A 17,732-nucleotide genomic window follows, 5' to 3' on the forward strand; every position below is an offset into this window, starting at 1 on the left:
GCGAAGGCCGGCGCGAAGCGTTTGGATCTCAGTTCCGCCTACCGCCCTCCAGCGTGCAATCATACCGTTCCAACCGCCTTCATTCTAAAAGCTCCTTCCCCTTCTACCCAAACTCAGCCACTAAATTCCCCGAATATCCAAAGAACGCAAGGAAACCGGGGCTAAGGACAGAGTCGAAGCAACGAACCGCCATTCCTTAGTGTAGGAGACGACGTAAGGAGTCCCTGATCAGCAACTTCCGGGTGAACCAAAGGCGGCCATCTGACAATCTTGATCAGAGACTCCTTACGTCGTCTCCTACAAAGGTTTGGAACGGACCTTGCCATTGGCCCTGAGGTTAAAAATTGAAACTCTTTTTCGGGCTTGCCCAGAGCCCCTGGAATTGGCCAGAATGGCCGGTCGTTTAAGATGAAAGAATATCCGGTCCTGTGGCAGCGGTCCAAAAGGCTTTTGGCCGCTCTTTTTTTATTGGCAGCTTCGGCGTCAGTGAGCCTCGTAATTGGGGCGGAGACAAATTCGCCGGCAGTGGCATCAAGCCGCGCACCCGACTTGCATGTGGCGGACCAGTTCCTCCTGGCGATTCCCAAAGCCGGTTTTGGCAAGGACTATTTGTTTACTGCCTCATTGATCCCGCAGTCGCGCGCAGCGACCAGCACGGGCCTGGCGGGGAAGATAGTCCGCTTCGAGTTGTTCCCCGACGGCGTTGATATGTATGAGTCCACGGAAGGTCTGGTAGTTACCGAGGACCTCCCGGCCCGCCGGTTATTGGCTACCTTCCCCATCGTGCGACAGGACTCGCAACAAGTGGTGGTGGATTTCAATAAAGGCATGCGCCGGGTGTTTACGCAAAGCTGGACTGACGGTGGCGATTTGAGCGGCGGACGCGACCGCGTTCTGGAGGTGCCTGAGGGGCGGGTTTTCGAGATGCGCCAGGAGTCCAACCGGCTGGTGATTCGGCAGAGCATCCAGGCCCGGAACCGGGAAGAGGACCAGAACCTGGAACAACGCTATGAGGTGAGGTACTTCCTTTCGCCATACCAGCAAGGGGCTTGCGACTCGAAGGAACCCGATGCCGCCGACTTGCGCTATACCCGCTACTTTGAAACGGAAGGCAGAATTGAACCGGTCACCGGGCGCGTCTCGGCCCGTATAGCGCGGTTCGATATACGTCACCCGATTATCTTCAATTATTCGGCCAACACCCCCGCCGATTATGTGCAGGCGGTCAAGGACGGCATTCTTTATTGGAACCGGGCGTTCGGCAAAGACATCATCCAGGTGAAGAAGGCGCCCGAAGGGGTGACCGCGCCGGATGCGCAGCTCAACATTATCCAGTGGGTGCCCTGGGATAATGCGGGTTTTGCCTATGCGGACGTGCTGCTGGACCCGCTCACAGGCGAGTCTGAGCACGGGCAGGCCTATATCACCACTGCGTTCGCCTTTGCAGGCAAGGCTCGCGCGCGCGCCTTGCTGCGCGCTATGCAAGACCTGGCCGAGGCCAAGAAGGAGAAGAAGGACGGCTCGATGCGCCTGGGAGCGCCTTTTTTCGGCTCAGCCCCTGCTTGCGAGATGGACTCGGCGGCCTTTGCGCAGCAAATGTCCCATGGCCTCGAGGAAGTCCTGGCGAGCGATGAGCTGACCGATGAAGCGGTCTTGCGCGTATCACAAGATTACGTGCGGGAAACCGTCGCGCACGAGGTCGGGCACGTGCTGGGCCTGCGCCATAATTTTGCCGGCAGCCTTGCCGGGACGCTCAGCCGTAAGGAACTGGATGATTGGTTCAAGGCATACATCAGCGGCAAGCCGCTGGATGCTTACACGAACAAGATTACCTCCAGCTCGATGATGGAATACACCATGTTCAAGGGGGCAGTTTTCACCGGCTGGCTGATGCGCACCACCAAACAGGTGCTCCCGCACGACCGCGCCGCCATTGCCTGGGGCTACTTGAACAGTCCCGAAGCCACAGACAAAAAGATGCTCTTTGCAACGGACGAGGACATTGGCCGCTACGGCGACGTGCGCCAGTTCGATTACGGGACCAACCCGATCGTCAATGCCTGTTGCGAAATTGCCCAAACGATCGACCTGCTGCCCAACAATCTTATCGAGACCTTCATCAGCGCCCGGGCTCCGCGCAATGTTCATGACCGCATCCCGCTGGCTGACGTGAGCCTGAATTACCATCGCTACGCCGCGCAGATGGCGGATCAATTTGCCGACATGCTCTCCTGGTTCAAGGCCAGCACGCGCTCGTTATGCGTCGAGAACCAGTTTCCGTATATTGGAGACCTCAACAAGAAGGAGCGTCTGGAGGCGCATCTGAAGTTCGTAAACAGCCAGATCGAACAACTTGGGGGAGTGGACCGCGCCATCTTCTCGTTTCTGCCGGTGGATTTGAAGCTGGACCTCAAACAGGCGCCGGATGGGCTGCCGGTCCTGCAACGCCTGAGCGCAACCAACCTCACCGCGCGGCTGGAGAAACTGCTGAATTCATCGGGCTATACGAACTTCGTTGGACTGGACGAAAAGAAATACAGCTTCACCAAGGAAGAGAAGGAGTTGATCCTGAAAAGGGGCAAGGAATTCTTCGAGGCGCTGGAAAAGGAGCTGGTCAAAGAGGTTTGCAAACGGCTGACGGATGCGCCCCGGACATTGGGGGCCGAAGCCAGTGGAGGGGCTGGCGAGGAGGATACGATTGCCAAAGTCGAGCAGCGCATCATTGAGTTGGCCAAACTGGTGATTACCACAAAGGATGATGACAAGCGCGTGGAAGGCAAAGTCGATAAGGGCTTTGTCGAGGTCACCAATTACAAATATGACCAGGAGACCCGTCTCGCGGCAGCCAAGGCGCTGGATGACAAAACCGGCTCGTTCAAAGGCTGGGCAGAAGACGCCAAATCGGAAATCAACACCCAGCTCAAGAACGATGTCGAGGCCTCGCTGAACCTGTCGCACTTCAAGGATTTCAAGGTCTCGTTGCTTTCGCGCTCGATGCGCGAGTGGTACCAGAAGCAACAGGACGTGCTAGGGCTGCTGCCTCCGGCCCCAGGCAGTGCGACGCTGCCCGCCCGGTAAGGGGGGCCCTCACCATCATTGTTCGTGAATCAAACTTTAGAGGTCCACGTGCGAGTAGCATCCTCCTGCGCAATTCCAGGCCGCGCTCGAATGCTTCGACGATTGCTTAGCCGTTTTTATGGAGTGAATTGTCAGGAAATCTAGAGGCTTCGCTGAAGCGGAGACCTGGGAAAAGCGGCAGTACCAAACGATGACCCCAGTCGAGAGAATGCGCGCTGCGCGCCAAATCAAGAACCGGCTTTTTCCCGGCAAACAACCGGATGTGCGGGAATGTCGAAGCACCAAAAAAATTCGATAGAGTCCTCGCACTTTTCGGCGGTACTTTGGAGTTCATCCAACTGGGTTGGTTAATGGCCAGGATTCTGCCTCTACCCAAACAAGCGCTCCCAGGCTCCTGCCCAGGGGTAGTACAAGACAGACCGCCCTATGATGGCTCGAACCGCCCAGCGGCTGATCTTGAGCCGCCGCCTGGGGTCCAGCACATTCTGGGTGCGCAACAATTGCAAGGTCTTGCGTCCGATCAGCAGCGGCCAGGCGCACGCCAGCCGCACGCGGAAGCAACGCCGTGGCACGGCGTTCGTGTACTTCCACCCTGCCGCCAAGTGGGCGTCTGCCATCTCTACCCAGCGATTGTAAACCGGGCGCAGCTTCGGTTCATTGGAAGCCGCCAGCAAGTCGTCCGGCTTTAATCCCGCCACGGTCAGTTCTTCGGCGGGCAGATAACATCGGCCCTGGCGCAAGTCAGCCGGTAAATCCCGCAGCACGTTAATCAACTGCAAGCCTTTGCCGAACCGGGCGCCATCCGTCAGCATGGCGGTTTCGTTAGCTTCATTGGGTGTGAATACATGCGCGCAGCAAAGGCGAGTCCAGAATTCACCCACACACCCCGCCACCCGGTAGGTGTAATCATCCAGCTCCGCAGCGGTGCGCAAGGCCAGAATACCTTCGGCTGAAGCCCCGGCGAAACGGAGCAGGTCCAGTTCCTGCCCGCGCGTGATGGTGTTGAGGACCTCGAGGACCCGCCGTAGATCGGCCGGGCTCAATGTATTCAGCAGTCCAACGCTGAACTCGCATTGCTCGAGCAGCTCCCGCTCAGCCCGCGAAGACTGTTGCAGCGCCAACTCCCCGAATTGAAGTGGCGCTTCCGATAGCCCCAAAATCCGCTCCCGCAAAGTTCGCAATGCTCCAAGGCGCCTGTCTAGGGGGATCAGCTCCGTGTCGGCGATAGTATCTGTCGTCCGGGCCAGGAGATAGGCCAGGCTGATCTGAGGGCGAATCGCAGGGGGCAGCACTCGCAGCGTCCTGTAAAAGGAGCGCGAAACGTCCCGCAGCAGGTTGGTCAGCAACTGGTCATGGGCGTAGGCCATGGACGCTTCATTTCTCAGCCAGCAACTTTTTCCATCTCGCCAACTGCCGGCAGACCTCGCGCGTTCCCGGCGCTCCCGGCAGATTCCGTCGCCCCAGGGCCTTGTAAAGGTCGAATACTTCGAGGGCGTCCGTGTCAAAGCGCGTGTCCACGGTTTGGAATTCCGCAACAGAAAGGCGGTTCAACGGTTTGCCAAGCGCTTCGGCCACGGCGACCAGCGAGCCGACAGCGTGATGGGCCTGGCGGAAAGGCAGTCCTTTCTGCACAAGGTAATCCGCCAGGTCGGTTGCCAGCAGGGCCGGGTCCTGAGCAGCGGCGACGCACTGCTGGGGATTCGCGCGGATGTTGTCAACCAGGGCGGCAGCCAGCCGAACCGTGGCCCGAACCGTATCGGCAGAGTCGAACAATCTTTCTTTGTCCTCCTGCAGGTCCCGGTTGTAGGTCATAGGCAATCCTTTCAAGAGTGCCAGCAAGGCGACCAAATCGCCAATTACCCGGCCACTCTTGCCTCGCATCAGCTCGGCGATGTCCGGGTTTCTCTTTTGCGGCATAAGGGAAGAGCCCGTGGTAAAGCCGTCGGCGATTCGGATGAAGTTGAACTCGGTGCTGGCCCAGAGAACCAGGTCCTCGGCCAAACGCGAAAGGTGGACCGCCAGCAGAGCCGCGTGGCTGCAAAACTCGATGGCAAAATCCCGGTCGCTCACGGCGTCCATCGAGTTCTGGGCCAACTGTGGCCGGCCTTTTTCATCCACAAACCCGAGCAAACGCGCCACCAACTCGCGGTCCAAAGGCAAGCTGGAACCGGCCAGGGCCCCGCTGCCCAGAGGGCAGACATTGACGCGCCTCAGCGCATCACTGAAACGCTCGGAATCCCGCTGGAGCATTTCGACATAGGCAAGAAGATGATGCGCCAGATGGACCGGTTGGGCCCGTTGCAGATGTGTGTAACCGGGGACGATGACCTCGCGCTCCCGCTCTGCCCATCGAGCAAGGGCTCGTTGCAACACGCGAAGTTCATCCCGCAGACCGCGGATTTGTTGGCGCACCCAGAGGCGCATGTCAAGGGCGATTTGATCATTGCGCGAACGGCCAGTGTGCAACCTGGCCCCAGCCGGTGTGCGCCGGGTCAATTCGGCTTCGATGTTCATGTGCACATCCTCGAGCTCTGGTCTCCATCGAAACTTGCCCGATTCGATTTGTTTTGCGATGGCTTCGAGGCCCGCCACGATGGCGCGCAGGTCGGCCCGGCTGATGAGCCCGCAACGTTCGAGCATCGTAGCGTGCGCTTTGGAGCCCTCGATGTCCTCACGCCAAAGCCGCCAATCGAACGATACCGATTCGGTGAACGCCGCCACAGCCGCAGCCGGGCCTGCCGCAAATCGCCCGCTGCGTGAAACCGGAGAGGTCTGTTTCATGCGCTTCAAGGGCGGCAATTTGCGACGAACGCCAAAGAAAGTCACTGAGAAAGGGAGCCTTTGCTTTAGGGGATTGACAGGGCCTGCCCAGCCCCGATCATGAACAACGTGCCGCGCAGCCAGTACGAACGAACCCAAGGCCATCTGAACTATGCTCACGGAAGAGGACATCAAAAACGCACTGAAAGCCGTTAAGTACCCAGGCTACACCCGGGACATTGTTTCGTTTGGGCTGGTAAAACAGATATCCCTCAAGAACGGCGCTGTAAGCGTCAGCCTGAACTTGACCGGCGGCAACCCTGGTGTGGCGCGGCAAATTAAGGAAGAAAGCGAACAAAAGCTCAAGGCCGTGCCCGGAGTGAACGCCGTGTTTGTGGAAGTGAATCTTCCGCAGGCAGCCGCGGCGGGTCCTGGTCAAGCCCCTTGGGGACAGCAGAATCGGGTGCCGGGCATCCGCAGGGTAGTGGCAGTCGCCAGCGGCAAGGGCGGTGTCGGAAAATCGACCGTCTCGGTCAACCTCGCTTGCGGGCTGGAGCGCCTCGGCCAGAAAGTGGGTCTGCTCGACTGCGACATTTACGGCCCTTCAATCCCGCTGATGATGGGCATAAACCAGAAGCCTACCATCAGTGACGAAGAGAAAATGGTGCCGCCCGTCAGCCACGGCGTAAAGCTCATGAGCATGGGATTGCTGCTGGAGGGCGACCAACCCGTCATTTGGCGCGGTCCAATGATTATGAAAACTATCCAGCAGTTCTTCAGCTCGGTTGATTGGGGAGAGCTGGATTTTCTCCTGGTCGATCTGCCTCCGGGCACAGGAGACGCTCAGCTCACGTTATGCCAAACCGTGCCGCTGGATGGAGGCGTGATTGTGACCACGCCGCAGGAGGCCTCGCTGGGTGTCGTGCGCAAGGGCATTGCTATGTTCCAAAAGGTCAACGTACCCATCCTGGGCATCGTCGAGAATATGAGCTATTTCACAACGCCTTCGGGCGAACGCGTCGAGATTTTTGGTCATGGTGGAGGCCAAGCCGAGGCGGTGCGCCAAAATGTCTCCTTTCTTGGAGAAATCCCTTTGTTTACTGAAATCAGGGAGGCCGGCGATAAGGGGGTGCCGGTGGTCGTCTCGGCTGGCGATAAACCGCCAGGACAGGCATTTCTGAGAATTGCGGAGAACCTGCAGGCAAAGCTCAAATGAAGGGAGCGGCAGGCGCTGGTTTTTTGTGCTATTATTTAACGACCTTTGCGCTGTTGCCGGTTGTTTTTTAGCGGGTGCATTTATATGATGGGAACAATCGTAATGCCTCAGTGACTACGGGGCTGCCGGCTGAAGCCGGCGTTCCGGACGCGCGGAACGCCGCCTTTAGGCGGCAGCGCCCGCCGTCACTAACCGATTACGAACAATCGCAGTTTATGGTTGTCAATCGTGGTGATGGTGTTTAGATTTTGCAATCGCAAACAAGTTTTGTGCGAGCGACTATGTCTGACCAAACCAAAGAGCCCCACTCAGCGAGCGATTTGCTCAAGAACTCTTCGCTCTACCGGGAATTCCAGGCTGAGCGTGAAGAGATTCTAAAGCACAAGTGGATAGAGTCCGAGAAGGCGGGTCGCGACATTGGGTTTGAGCGGGCCCTGACTGATTGGATTATCAAACACCGCTCAAAATGGCGTAAGGGCCGGCAAACCGCGGGTGGCCGTTAAGGCCCGCCGACCATACTCCTTTAAGGCAACCCGGCGAGGTTGCCAAGGACCATGACGAAGCACACAGTGCGAAGACTGACGCGAGAGCGGCCCGCGCTCGAGGCTGGTTTTTCGTTCCCTTGCCAGGCGCTGGGGTTGTCCCAACCCGTCCTGTTGCAACCGGCCTGGCGGCACACCTGACACATGCCCGAACCCACTATCATACTCAACAGCGCCGCCATCCAGCGCGCGCTGACCCGCATAGCGCATGAAATCGCCGAGCGCAACGAACACAGCGCAGAGGTGGTTTTGGTCGGAATTCAGAGGGGCGGTGTCGCGCTGGCCGAGCGCCTGGCGCCGATACTGGCCGGCATCTGGGCGCATCCGGTTCCGCTCGGGCGGCTGGATGTCAGCATGCACCGGGACGACTTGAGCCAGCGTGCCGCTCCCGAGATGCAGCCCACCGTCATTCCATTTGATGTCAGCGGCAAAACGGTCGTGTTGGTCGATGATGTCCTGTTCAGTGGCCGCACAACCCGCGCCGCCATGGATGCCCTGAACGATTTTGGACGCCCCAAACGCATTCAACTGGCTGTGCTCATAGACCGCGGCCATCGCGAGCTGCCGATCAAAGCCGATTTCGTCGGCAAAAACGTCCCCACCGCCCCCCAGGAAAACATCACCGTCCGGCTGGAACAGACGGGAGGGGAGGAAGTGGTTTTGGAAAGAGGCTGAACCCATGAGCTGGAATCGAAAGCACCTTCTTGATATCGAGTCTCTCACGGCGGATGAAATCATCACCGTGCTGGACACAGCGCGCGCCTTCAAGGCCGTAGGCGAACGAGCCATCAAGAAAGTCCCGGCCTTGCGCGGAAAAACCGTGGTGAACCTGTTCATAGAACCTTCGACCCGAACCCGGATCAGTTTCCAGCTCTCCGAGCAGCGGCTGTCGGCCGATATTATCAATTTCACTGCCGAGGCCTCCTCGCTTAAAAAAGGTGAGACGCTCAAAGACACCGCCCGGAACCTGGAAGCGCTCAACACCGATTTCATTGTCATCCGCCATAGCGCCTCGGGGGCGGCGCATTTCCTGGCGCGCGTGCTCAATGCGAGTGTGATCAACGCCGGCGACGGCGCCCATGAGCACCCCACACAGGCCTTGCTCGACGCCTTTACCATCCGGGAGCGCAAAGGGCGCATCGCCGGGCTGAATGTGACGATTCTGGGCGATATTCTCTACAGCCGCGTGGCGCGCTCGGACATCTGGGCGCTCACCAAATTAGGCGCAAAGGTCACCCTGTGCGGTCCCTCGACACTCGTGCCGCGGGTGTTCGAGCAGATGGGGGTGCGCGTGACACACAACGTCGAAGAGGCCATCAAAGAGGCCGACATCATCAACCTCCTTCGTATCCAGCACGAGCGCCAGCGCAAATCGATGTTCCCGAGCCTGGGCGAATATACCAGCCTGTTTGGACTCAACGAGGCGCGGCTGGCTCAGGCCCGGCCCGACGCGCTCATCATGCACCCCGGCCCAATCAACCGCGGCGTCGAGATCGACAGCGCAATAGCCGATTGCGGTCGTTCAGTGATTCTCGAACAAGTCACCAATGGGCTGGCGGTGCGCATGGCAGTATTGTTCCTGGTCAATGGCGGCAAAGGCCCCCAGGAAGTGGCCGGATAAAGCTTCAAGAGGCGGCGTGCCTGGGGCTTCGTCCCAGCGCTGCATGAGTGAAATGCCCGGTCCGGCCCTGTTGCGCCAGCCTCCGCGCCGCCTCCATGTCTTCTCTTACTCTTACTCCTGCTCCTGCTCTTACTCCCTCCGAGGGGGACGTTACCGGCGCTAATGACAAAGTCGAAGCAATGAGCCGGCACTCCCGAGTGTAGGAGACGACGTAAGGAGCTCTGATTAGCAGCTTCCAGGTGAAGCAAAGGCCGTCGGCAGGTAATCTTGATCAGAGACTCCTTACGTCCTCTCCTACAAAGGTTTGGAACTGGCCTTGTCATTGGCCCGAAGCTTGGCCAGGGCTGCCAGCGCCGCTTCGCTTTCAGCAGCTTTCTTGCTCTTCCCCTGTCCATGCGCCAACTCGACGCCATCATGATGGACCGTGCACTCGAATACCCGGTCATGATCGGGACCGGTCACCGAACTCACGCGGTAACGCGGGGCTTCCGAAGAGAACGATTGCAGCAGCTCCTGCAGTTCGCCTTTGGGGTTCTCCAGTGTCGGGATGACCTCCAGTTCGTCATAGGCCCCGGAAAACTGGCGCAGAATGAACTCACGGGCGGCATCAAAACCGCCATCGAGGAAAATGGCCCCCAGCAACGCTTCGAAGGTATCAGCCAATGCCGAGGGCCGCTCCCGTCCGCCGGACAGCTCCTCGCCCCGGCTGACGATTAAATGGCGGCCCAGGCCCAGTTGCCGTGCCTTTTCAGCCAGGCTGCGGCGGTTGACCAGCTTGGCTCGCGCCTTGGTTAAGGGGCCTTCGCCAAAGGTAGTGAATTTCTCATAAAGCTCGCGGGTGAGCGCAAGCTGGAGCACCGCGTCACCAAGAAACTCGAGGCGCTGGTTGGTCTGCAAGGGCAAACTCTGCTCATGGGCAACAGAGGGATGTGTCAACGCGAGCCGCAGCAGGCTGGGGTCGCGAAACTGGTATCCGAGTTGGCTTTGAAGCTCCTGGTGCTCGTTCACGGCGCCAAAGCAATAATCATCCGGTCCCTTTCATGAGGGCGTACGTTCGCGGTTTGTTTCCCCTCCGGTTACCGGCCCCTCTTCGGCGGTCTCTTCCACCGCGTTGGGTGCAGCCGCCTGTCCAACCGGCTGCTGGGACGGCTGTGGTTGAGCCGGGCCCAAACCCTGTTCGAGCAGGGCAGCGACATCGTGCTGGACCGCTTCAAGCTGGTTAAGCTGCAGATTGGGATCGCGGATGGTGAAGAGGTCGCCGGTTTTAGGCTGTTCGTAAATGAAAATACGCTGCCCGTCGCGAACAACCTGCTCCTTCACCTTTAGGATGCGTTTGCGCTCCAGCATCACGGCAAGAATATACCCTGCGGGGATATATTGAGGGTCATTTTGCTCGATGAGCTTGCGCAGCAATGTCTCGGCGGTCTCCTTCCGGATCGGCTCGGGAACCGGGGGCGGGGCCTCATAGACCCCCTGCCAATAGGAAACGAACCCTTTGCGCTCGCGCCCGCCCTCGCTGTATTGCTTCTGCCAGCAGCCGCGGCAGATGTCGATGCGCTGAAAATCGGCTTTTTGATCAAACAACAGCGTGTGGTACTCTTCTTTATCCGCAAAGGCCTTCCCGCACGCTTCACAGGCGTGGGCGCGTGTTTGGATATTCCAATCAGTCATGAACACCAGCGAGTCCGCTCAAGTTCTTTGCGCGAGTATTACGACACCGCCTCCGCAGTGCAAACCTTTAGAACGTGTTTTGAATCCAGCCCAGTTCGTCTATAATAGCCGGGATGCGTCTGGGACCGCTCACATTAGACTCCAACTTGTGCCTCTCGCCTTTGGCGGGCTACACGAATCTGCCCTTCCGCCTCACGCTCCGCGAGGTGGGCGGGCTGGGGCTGGCGACCACGGACCTGGTCAATGCACGTTCCCTGCTCGAAAAGAGAGAAAAGGCGCTGAAATTAATCGAAACCGCTCCTGCCGACCAGCCGCTGGCGGTGCAGTTGTTCGGGTCGGCGCCTGAGGAGATGCGCCAGGCGGCCATCGAGCTGGAATCCCGCGGGGTAGCCGCCATCGATATTAACATGGGTTGCCCGGTCAGAAAGGTCTGCCGAGTCGGAGGCGGCTCGGCCATGATGACGGAGCTTTCCAAAACGGCCGCCCTGGTGGGCGGCATGGTCTCGGCCGTAAAAATTCCCGTCACAGCCAAGATGCGCCTGGGCTGGGATGAGGAAAACCTGACCGCCCCAGGCCTGGCTCGCGCTCTCGAGGACGTTGGCGTGGCAGCCATTTTCGTCCATGGCCGCACCCGGGCGCAGGGCTTTGGGGGCAGGGTGAATCTGGCCGGAATCCGTTCAGTCGTCGAGGCGGTTCAAAGTATCCCCGTGGTTGGGAACGGCGATGTGACCACGCCCGAGGCCGCCAGGCGGATGCTCCAGGAGACCGGCTGCGCCGGCGTCAGCATCGGGCGCGGGGCCTTTTACAATCCGTGGATTTTCAGGCATACACTGCATTACCTGCAAACTGGCCAGGTGCTGCCGGAACCTCCGTTTGAAGAGAGATTGCGGGTAATGTGCCGGCACCTGGACCGGATGGTCGAGGTATTTGGCGAGGCGCTGGGGTGCCGGATGTTCCGCAAGGTTGCCCCCTTGTATTCCAGGCGATTCGGGCCGGTAAACGAGTTCAACAAGCGCGTCGTGCTGGTCTCCACTCGCGATGAGTTTCACCAAATCCTAGATGAATACCGCCGCTGGCGCGCCCAGTTCCTGGATGAAAATGGCGAACTCAAACCTCGGTTCCGTCCTGCCCCGGTGGTTGCGTCATTCATGGTTGAACCCCAGGCTCCGGAAGGCGCCCATATCCCGGTTCCCAAAGGACCTATCGAGGTGTGGTAACGCATCTATTTTCCATCCGGGTGCTTTCGCTCACACCACCTCGACAGGGCATTTGGGCAGCGCATCGAGAAAGGCGCGGCCATACTGTTTGGCCAGTATCCGGTTGTCCAGAATCACAATTATCCCGGTATCATTTTTGGTGCGGATTAAGCGCCCGACGCCCTGGCGGAATTTCAGGATGGCCTCGGGCAAAGAGAATTCACGAAAGGAATCGCCCCCGCGCGCCTCGATAGCTTCGATGCGGGCCTCGATGAGTGGATGGTCGGGCACCGCGAAGGGGAGCCGTGTGATGATAACGTTCGACAGGGCTTCGCCAGGCACATCCACTCCCTGCCAAAAACTGTCCGTGCCGAACAAGACCGAATGGATGTCGTCCTTAAACTTCTCGAGCATCAGGGAGCGGGGCATGCCAGTGCCCTGGACCAGGCAGGTCAGGCCCAGCTTGTCGAAAAAGGGCTGCATTCGCTCGGCCAATTCCAGCATCAGCTTGAAATTGGTAAACAGTACAAAGGCCTTCCCGTGCGTGAGCCGCACGAAATGCTCGACCCAATGGAGGAGCGCCGATCGATAATCCTCCGCTCGCGGGTCCGGCATCTTACGCACGAGAAACAGCTTCATCTGCCGCTCATAATCGAATGGAGTGCCGACTTGCAGTCGCTCGGCCGCTTCAGCCCCAACCCGGCGGGCAAAGTACACTAGGGCAGGCGCGTTCATGGCAGCGCCTCCCTTGCTCGCGACGGCCTGCTGCGGTCCTTTTTTGGCCGAGCGGTTCGTCGAGTTCTCCGCAACCGCTTCGTTAGGGGCCGGGAAGGCTGGGGCCGCCCCTGCTTTGGTGGCCAGGGTGGCGCTGGTCATGATGACCGAGGTATCGCTGCCAAATAAACGCCGGCGCAGGAATGCCGCTACGTCAATGGGGGCTGCGTTCAAGGAGATGCTGCGCTGGGCCTTGCCGCCGCGTTCGACCCAGTAAACGTGGTCCTCGGCCCCCTGGTTCAGGAAAAGGACCAATTCATCGCGCAGCTCGGCCAGGCGCCGGTTGCACTCCACCAGTTCCAGCCCCGTGTCTTTGTCTGCGCTGAGCTTGATCTGCTCGCTCACCGCCTCCCGCAACCGCTGAATGGAAAGAGTGACGTTGTCCTGCACCAACTCCGGCTTGCGGATGCGCAGTTCGGTCCACTCGCGCCGCCGCGCGAGGGCCTCTTCCCCACCACCGTAAGTGGATTTCCTGGCCGCCTCCTGCAACTGCTCGCAAGCCGCTTCGACATTTGCGAAAAAGACATCCGCTTCCTTGAGCAATCCGGCAACCAGGCGCACCGCCCCACCGTCGCGTAAAGTTGCCAGCGGGCCCTTCTCGGTCCTTGGATTCCAAAGCCGCTGCAGCGCGTAGCGCATTTGCCCGCTCGAAACACTCAAGCCAATGTGTTTCGAGGCGACACTCTCCATCGTGTGCGCCTCGTCAAAAATGACAAAATCGTTCCGAAAAAGGATGCCGCCTTCCACCTCCTCATCGAGCGCGCCCAGCAGCGTGAAGAAAAGCGTGTGGTTCAGCACCAGCACGTCCGAAGAGAGAATGCGCTGACGGGCGCGCTGGAAAAAGCAGACCTCGTGCTCCCGCGCAAATTCCGATTGGTGTCCGCACATTTTCGGCGAGCATAAACCGCGCTCGGAGCAAACCTGGTTCCACACCTTTGCGTCAGGCTCGATGTCGAAATCGGACAGGCTCCCGTCTTTTGTTTTTTTTGACCATTCATAGATGCGCCGCAACTCCTCACCCTCGGACGAGGTGAACAGGTGGTCGGATTGTTGCATGGCCTTCTGGAGGCGGCGGGTGCAGAGGTAATTGGCGCGCCCCTTGAGCATGGTGAAGGTGAACTGCGCGGGGCGCAGAGCCTGTTCAAGCGTCGGCAGGTCCTTCAGGGTAAGCTGCTCTTGCAAGTTAATCGTGTGCGTCGAGACAATGGCTTTCTTCTTCTGCTTGAGCGCAAAGAGGATGGCCGGCGCCAGATACGCCAGGCTCTTGCCGACCCCGGTCCCCGCTTCCACTGCCAGGTGCTGGCGGCCTTCCAAAGCTCGCGCAATTGCCACCGCCATCTGTTGTTGCTGCGGACGGAACTCGAAGTTGCTCGAACGCGACAGAACCCCCGAGGGCGAGAAGAGCTGCGAGACCTGCTGGACCATCTCGAGATCGGACCCGGTGGGTTGGAATTCAATGGCGCTGATCATGTGATGAGACTGGTCCTCAACGGTACGGCCCCGGAATTTACCCGGAGCAGAAGCGACCGGCCAACTTATTCTCTAGCTGTAATCTTCTGGGAAACCTGGTTTTTGACGATGCAATTAGCCGCCAACACCCCGCGCCAATTCGTATTGGGATAGATGACCGAGCCCCGCCCGATAATCGACCCGGGGTTTAGCACGGCGTTGCAGCCAATTTCCGCTTTGTCTCCGATGAGCGCCCCAAATTTCCTCAAGCCCGTATCCAACCGTTTCCCGTTGATTTCAACGAAAATATTACCCGGGACCAGTTTTAAATTCGAAATCTTCACCCCGGCGCCCAGATGTGTCTTGCAGCCGAGAATAGAATCCCCGATATAATTGAAATGCGGGGCAACTGCCTGGTTGAAGAGCACGGAGTTTTTGAGTTCGGACGAATTACCAATGATGCAATTGTCGCCGATAATCACTTGCTCGCGGATGTAGGCATTATGGCGAACCTCACAATTTCTCCCAATAATAGCCGGCCCCTTGATCATGACGCCGTCCTCGACAACCGTGCCCTCGCCGATAAACACATGCTCGCCCACATAGGCCACACCCTTACAACGATTGTGCAACCCGGGGCGAAGATTAGCCGAGAGATAGCCCCGAATCCTCTCCAAGGCATCCCAAGCATACTCGCACCCAGCGAACAGGGCGGCGTGCTCGGTTTGGTTCAGATCAAATAACTCGGCTGGCGCACACATGCCGGCAGCTTAAGATATGAGCGGAATGCGGCCAGTTTATTTTGATTATAATGCCACCACCCCCCTGGACCCCAAGGTGCGCCAGGCCATGCTCCCCTTCTTGACCGAGATTTGGGGCAATCCTTCCAGCATCCACCAAATCGGACGGCAGGCGCGGGCCCAATTGGATGAGGCCCGGGAACGAGCCGCTGTGGTGTTAGGCTGCAAACCAAGCGAGGTGGTGTTTACTAGCGGTGGAACTGAAAGCGCCAATCTGGCGGTTTTTGGCGCAACTCGCCTTCTCAAGCCAAAGGGACGCCATATCATTACGTCGGCCGTGGAACATCACGCGGTCCTTCACTGCTGCGAGTACCTCGCGCGAAAAGAGGGTTTCGATGTCACCTGTCTTCCGGTTAACCGGCAGGGCAGGGTCTCGGTTGAATCGCTCCAGGCCGCCATTCGCCCGGACACAATCCTGGTCTCCATCATGCCGGCCAATAACGAGATCGGCACTATTCAACCCGTTAGTGACTTGGGCGTGGTTTGCAGACAATACGGTGTCATTTTTCATACGGACGCGGTGCAATGGTTTGGTAAAGAACCGTTCCAGAGCATCCATCAATTCAACGCAGACCTGGTCTCCATCTGCGGGCATAAATTTCATGGTCCAAAAGGCGCCGGGGCTTTATTCATTCGGTCCCCACTGCGCCTTGAACCCATCGTCTTTGGAGGCAGCCATGAAAATGAACGCCGGGCAGGAACCGAGAATCTGGCCGGAATCGTTGGGTTCGTCGAAGCCTTGGAGCTTTTTGTTAGAACACCCGTTTTCAACCGAACACAGCTTGAACCTTTGTCAAACCGATTGCGCGAATTGATTCAGCGAATTCCGGGAGCGCAACTGGCAGGTTCGTCCCATGATTGCCTTTCAAACACTGTGGCGTTCCTTGTGAAGGGCTCAGACAGCATCGCCTTACTGGCTGGGCTGGATATGGAAAATATCTGCGCGTCAAGTGGCTCAGCCTGTTCAGCGGGTTCATTGGAACCCTCTCACGTCATCGCTGCGTTAGGGTTCGAGCCGGCCCTGGCAAATTCTCTGGTGCGCTTTTCTCTTGGAAGAGGAACAACGGCGGAAGAAATTGCATACGCCGAAGATATACTGCCCGAGGTGATCTCCCGCGCACAACATGTTGGATAACCGCCAGATGGGCTGTAAATGAATTGTGAACAGCGTGAATAAGAGGCACATTGCCTGCTTGCTTCACAACCGGTCCCGTTCACGCATGGTTTTCAGCGCTGACGTAAGTCGTTGCGCCACCCTTGACATGGAACGTTGTTTGCCTTATTCACACCCCTTAATACGGATAAGAATCAGGTACAAAAAGAAACATATTATCCAATGAATCTGACCATATCGAAGGAGCAAATCATCAATGGGCTGCAAGCCGTGCAGAACGTGGTCAGCACACGCACAACTCTGCCAATCCTTTCCAATGTCCTGTTGCGCGCGGAAGGCGAGCGGCTTGAATTGACTGCCACAGACCTCGACGTCACTATCGTCTGTGCCGTTGAGGCCAAGGTGAAGACCCCTGGCGCAACAACCGTTCCGGTTAAAAGATTTTTTAGTATTGTCCGTGAATTGGGCAATTCAGAAATCGATATTGAAGTGGATGATAAAAATGTCTGCAGCATCCGCTCGGGCCCTTCCTTTTATAAGATTAATGGCTTAAGCGCCGACGAATTCCCTCCGTTGCAGGTCTTCAGAGAAGATAAAAAGGTAGCCCTCTCCCAGGAGACGGTTAAAAACATGATGAAGAAGACCTCCTTTGCTATCTCGACCGACGAGTCGCGTTATGTGCTCAACGGCATCTTTATCAGCCTCAAAGACCACAAAATGACAATGGTGGCCACGGATGGCCGACGCCTGGCCCTTGTCGATGAGGAAGTGGATGTGTCCGAGAAGAGCCAGGGCGATTTTATTGTGCCCTCCAAAACCGTTAATGAACTCAATCGCCTGCTCCAAGAGAGCGGCGAGGTCGAAATCCGTTTTGCTGAGAACCAGGCCTCTTTCAATCTGAAGGATGAAAAAGGCTCCTCCGTATTGATTGTTACAAAGCTCATCGAAGGGAATTATCCGAATTTTCGGCAAGTCATTCCTGCGGAAACCAAAGAACGCATCCCATTGGTGCGTGAAGAGTTTTTGCACGCCTTGCGCAGGGCCGAAATCATGACGAGTGAGAAATCCAACTCAGTCAAGTTGAGCTTTGGAAAGAACCGGCTCGAAATCACGGCCAATTCGCCTGAAGTGGGGGAAGCAAAGGAATCCCTGGCTGTCAATTACAAGGGACCTGAAATGGCAATTGCCTTTAATCCCAAATACATGATCGACCCGCTTAATGCCTTGGCGAATGATGAGGTTTTTATCGAATTAATCGACGAACTCAGCCCCGGCGTGCTCAAGATCAATGGACCGTTCCTCTATGTCGTGATGCCAATGCGGCTGACTTAGGACTCGCACCATAATTATATTGCCAACTTAACTGAGTAATATGTATCTATGTGTGCATGAGGCGAGATGACGAGTTGGAAGCGGTGATCATTTCGAAATACGCGGTTGTCGCGCCGGTTCTGAACGAGCGGGCGCGCCGCCTTTGGGCTGCGACTGAATCACTCGCCCTGGGCTACGGC

14 protein-coding genes are annotated in these 17,732 nt (G+C 57.9%); 8 read left to right on the top strand and 6 right to left on the bottom strand.

Going from position 1 to position 17,732, the window contains the following annotated elements; all coding sequences use genetic code 11:
- Positions 1 to 486 precede the first annotated feature (486 nt).
- Positions 487 to 3,078, top strand: a complete 2,592-nt coding sequence (locus tag VG146_10430; GenBank protein ID HEV2392765.1) for a zinc-dependent metalloprotease — start codon at positions 487 to 489, stop codon at positions 3,076 to 3,078.
- A gap of 368 nt (positions 3,079 to 3,446) precedes the next feature.
- Here VG146_10430 and VG146_10435 read toward each other — a convergent pair whose 3' ends face one another.
- A complete protein-coding gene (locus VG146_10435) occupies positions 3,447 to 4,445 on the bottom strand; it encodes a phytoene/squalene synthase family protein (GenBank protein ID HEV2392766.1) in 999 nt (332 codons plus the stop codon).
- 7 nt (positions 4,446 to 4,452) lie between these two features.
- A complete protein-coding gene (argH, locus tag VG146_10440) occupies positions 4,453 to 5,859 on the bottom strand; it encodes an argininosuccinate lyase (GenBank protein ID HEV2392767.1) in 1,407 nt (468 codons plus the stop codon).
- Between the two features lie 151 nt (positions 5,860 to 6,010).
- On the opposite strand from argH, the gene VG146_10445 reads away from it, so the two are divergent.
- The 4 genes from VG146_10445 (at position 6,011) to VG146_10460 (ending at position 9,217) form a co-directional block, all read left to right on the top strand.
- Positions 6,011 to 7,054, top strand: a complete 1,044-nt coding sequence (locus VG146_10445) for an Mrp/NBP35 family ATP-binding protein (GenBank protein HEV2392768.1) — start codon at positions 6,011 to 6,013, stop codon at positions 7,052 to 7,054.
- Positions 7,055 to 7,335: 281 nt separating this feature from the next.
- A complete protein-coding gene (locus tag VG146_10450) occupies positions 7,336 to 7,557 on the top strand; it encodes a DUF4032 domain-containing protein (protein HEV2392769.1) in 222 nt (73 codons plus the stop codon).
- Positions 7,558 to 7,740: 183 nt separating this feature from the next.
- Complete coding sequence (gene pyrR / locus VG146_10455) at positions 7,741 to 8,271, top strand: bifunctional pyr operon transcriptional regulator/uracil phosphoribosyltransferase PyrR (protein ID HEV2392770.1); 531 nt, start codon at positions 7,741 to 7,743, stop codon at positions 8,269 to 8,271.
- A 4-nt stretch (positions 8,272 to 8,275) separates the two neighbouring features.
- Positions 8,276 to 9,217, top strand: coding sequence for an aspartate carbamoyltransferase catalytic subunit (locus VG146_10460; protein HEV2392771.1), 942 nt, complete (start codon positions 8,276 to 8,278; stop codon positions 9,215 to 9,217).
- Positions 9,218 to 9,511: 294 nt separating this feature from the next.
- On the opposite strand, the gene rnc is transcribed toward VG146_10460, so the two are convergent.
- The gene (gene rnc / locus VG146_10465) at positions 9,512 to 10,225 is read right to left on the bottom strand and encodes a ribonuclease III (protein HEV2392772.1); all 714 of its coding nucleotides are present in this window, start codon (positions 10,223 to 10,225) and stop codon (positions 9,512 to 9,514) included.
- Positions 10,226 to 10,255: 30 nt separating this feature from the next.
- Positions 10,256 to 10,888: a hypothetical protein gene (locus VG146_10470; protein ID HEV2392773.1), complete on the bottom strand. Its 633-nt coding sequence runs from the start codon at positions 10,886 to 10,888 to the stop codon at positions 10,256 to 10,258.
- A 113-nt stretch (positions 10,889 to 11,001) separates the two neighbouring features.
- On the opposite strand from VG146_10470, the gene dusB reads away from it, so the two are divergent.
- Positions 11,002 to 12,105: a tRNA dihydrouridine synthase DusB gene (gene dusB / locus VG146_10475; GenBank protein HEV2392774.1), complete on the top strand. Its 1,104-nt coding sequence runs from the start codon at positions 11,002 to 11,004 to the stop codon at positions 12,103 to 12,105.
- 30 nt (positions 12,106 to 12,135) lie between these two features.
- Here the strand turns inward: dusB and VG146_10480 are convergent, their stop codons facing one another.
- Both VG146_10480 and VG146_10485 read right to left on the bottom strand, forming a co-directional pair.
- On the bottom strand, positions 12,136 to 14,328 hold the full coding sequence (locus tag VG146_10480) for a helicase C-terminal domain-containing protein (protein ID HEV2392775.1): 2,193 nt from the start codon (positions 14,326 to 14,328) through the stop codon (positions 12,136 to 12,138).
- A 65-nt stretch (positions 14,329 to 14,393) separates the two neighbouring features.
- Positions 14,394 to 15,068: a UDP-N-acetylglucosamine diphosphorylase gene (locus VG146_10485; GenBank protein HEV2392776.1), complete on the bottom strand. Its 675-nt coding sequence runs from the start codon at positions 15,066 to 15,068 to the stop codon at positions 14,394 to 14,396.
- Positions 15,069 to 15,084: 16 nt separating this feature from the next.
- Between VG146_10485 and VG146_10490 the strand changes: the two genes are divergently transcribed.
- Both VG146_10490 and dnaN read left to right on the top strand, forming a co-directional pair.
- Entirely contained in the window at positions 15,085 to 16,242 is a 1,158-nt protein-coding gene (locus tag VG146_10490; GenBank protein ID HEV2392777.1) for a cysteine desulfurase family protein, read from the top strand.
- Positions 16,243 to 16,443: 201 nt separating this feature from the next.
- On the top strand, positions 16,444 to 17,553 hold the full coding sequence (dnaN, locus tag VG146_10495; GenBank protein ID HEV2392778.1) for a DNA polymerase III subunit beta: 1,110 nt from the start codon (positions 16,444 to 16,446) through the stop codon (positions 17,551 to 17,553).
- Positions 17,554 to 17,732: the final 179 nt, after the last annotated feature.

It is taken from the genome of Verrucomicrobiia bacterium (genome assembly GCA_035946615.1).
Classification (GTDB): Bacteria; Verrucomicrobiota; Verrucomicrobiia; order Limisphaerales; family UBA8199; genus DASYZB01.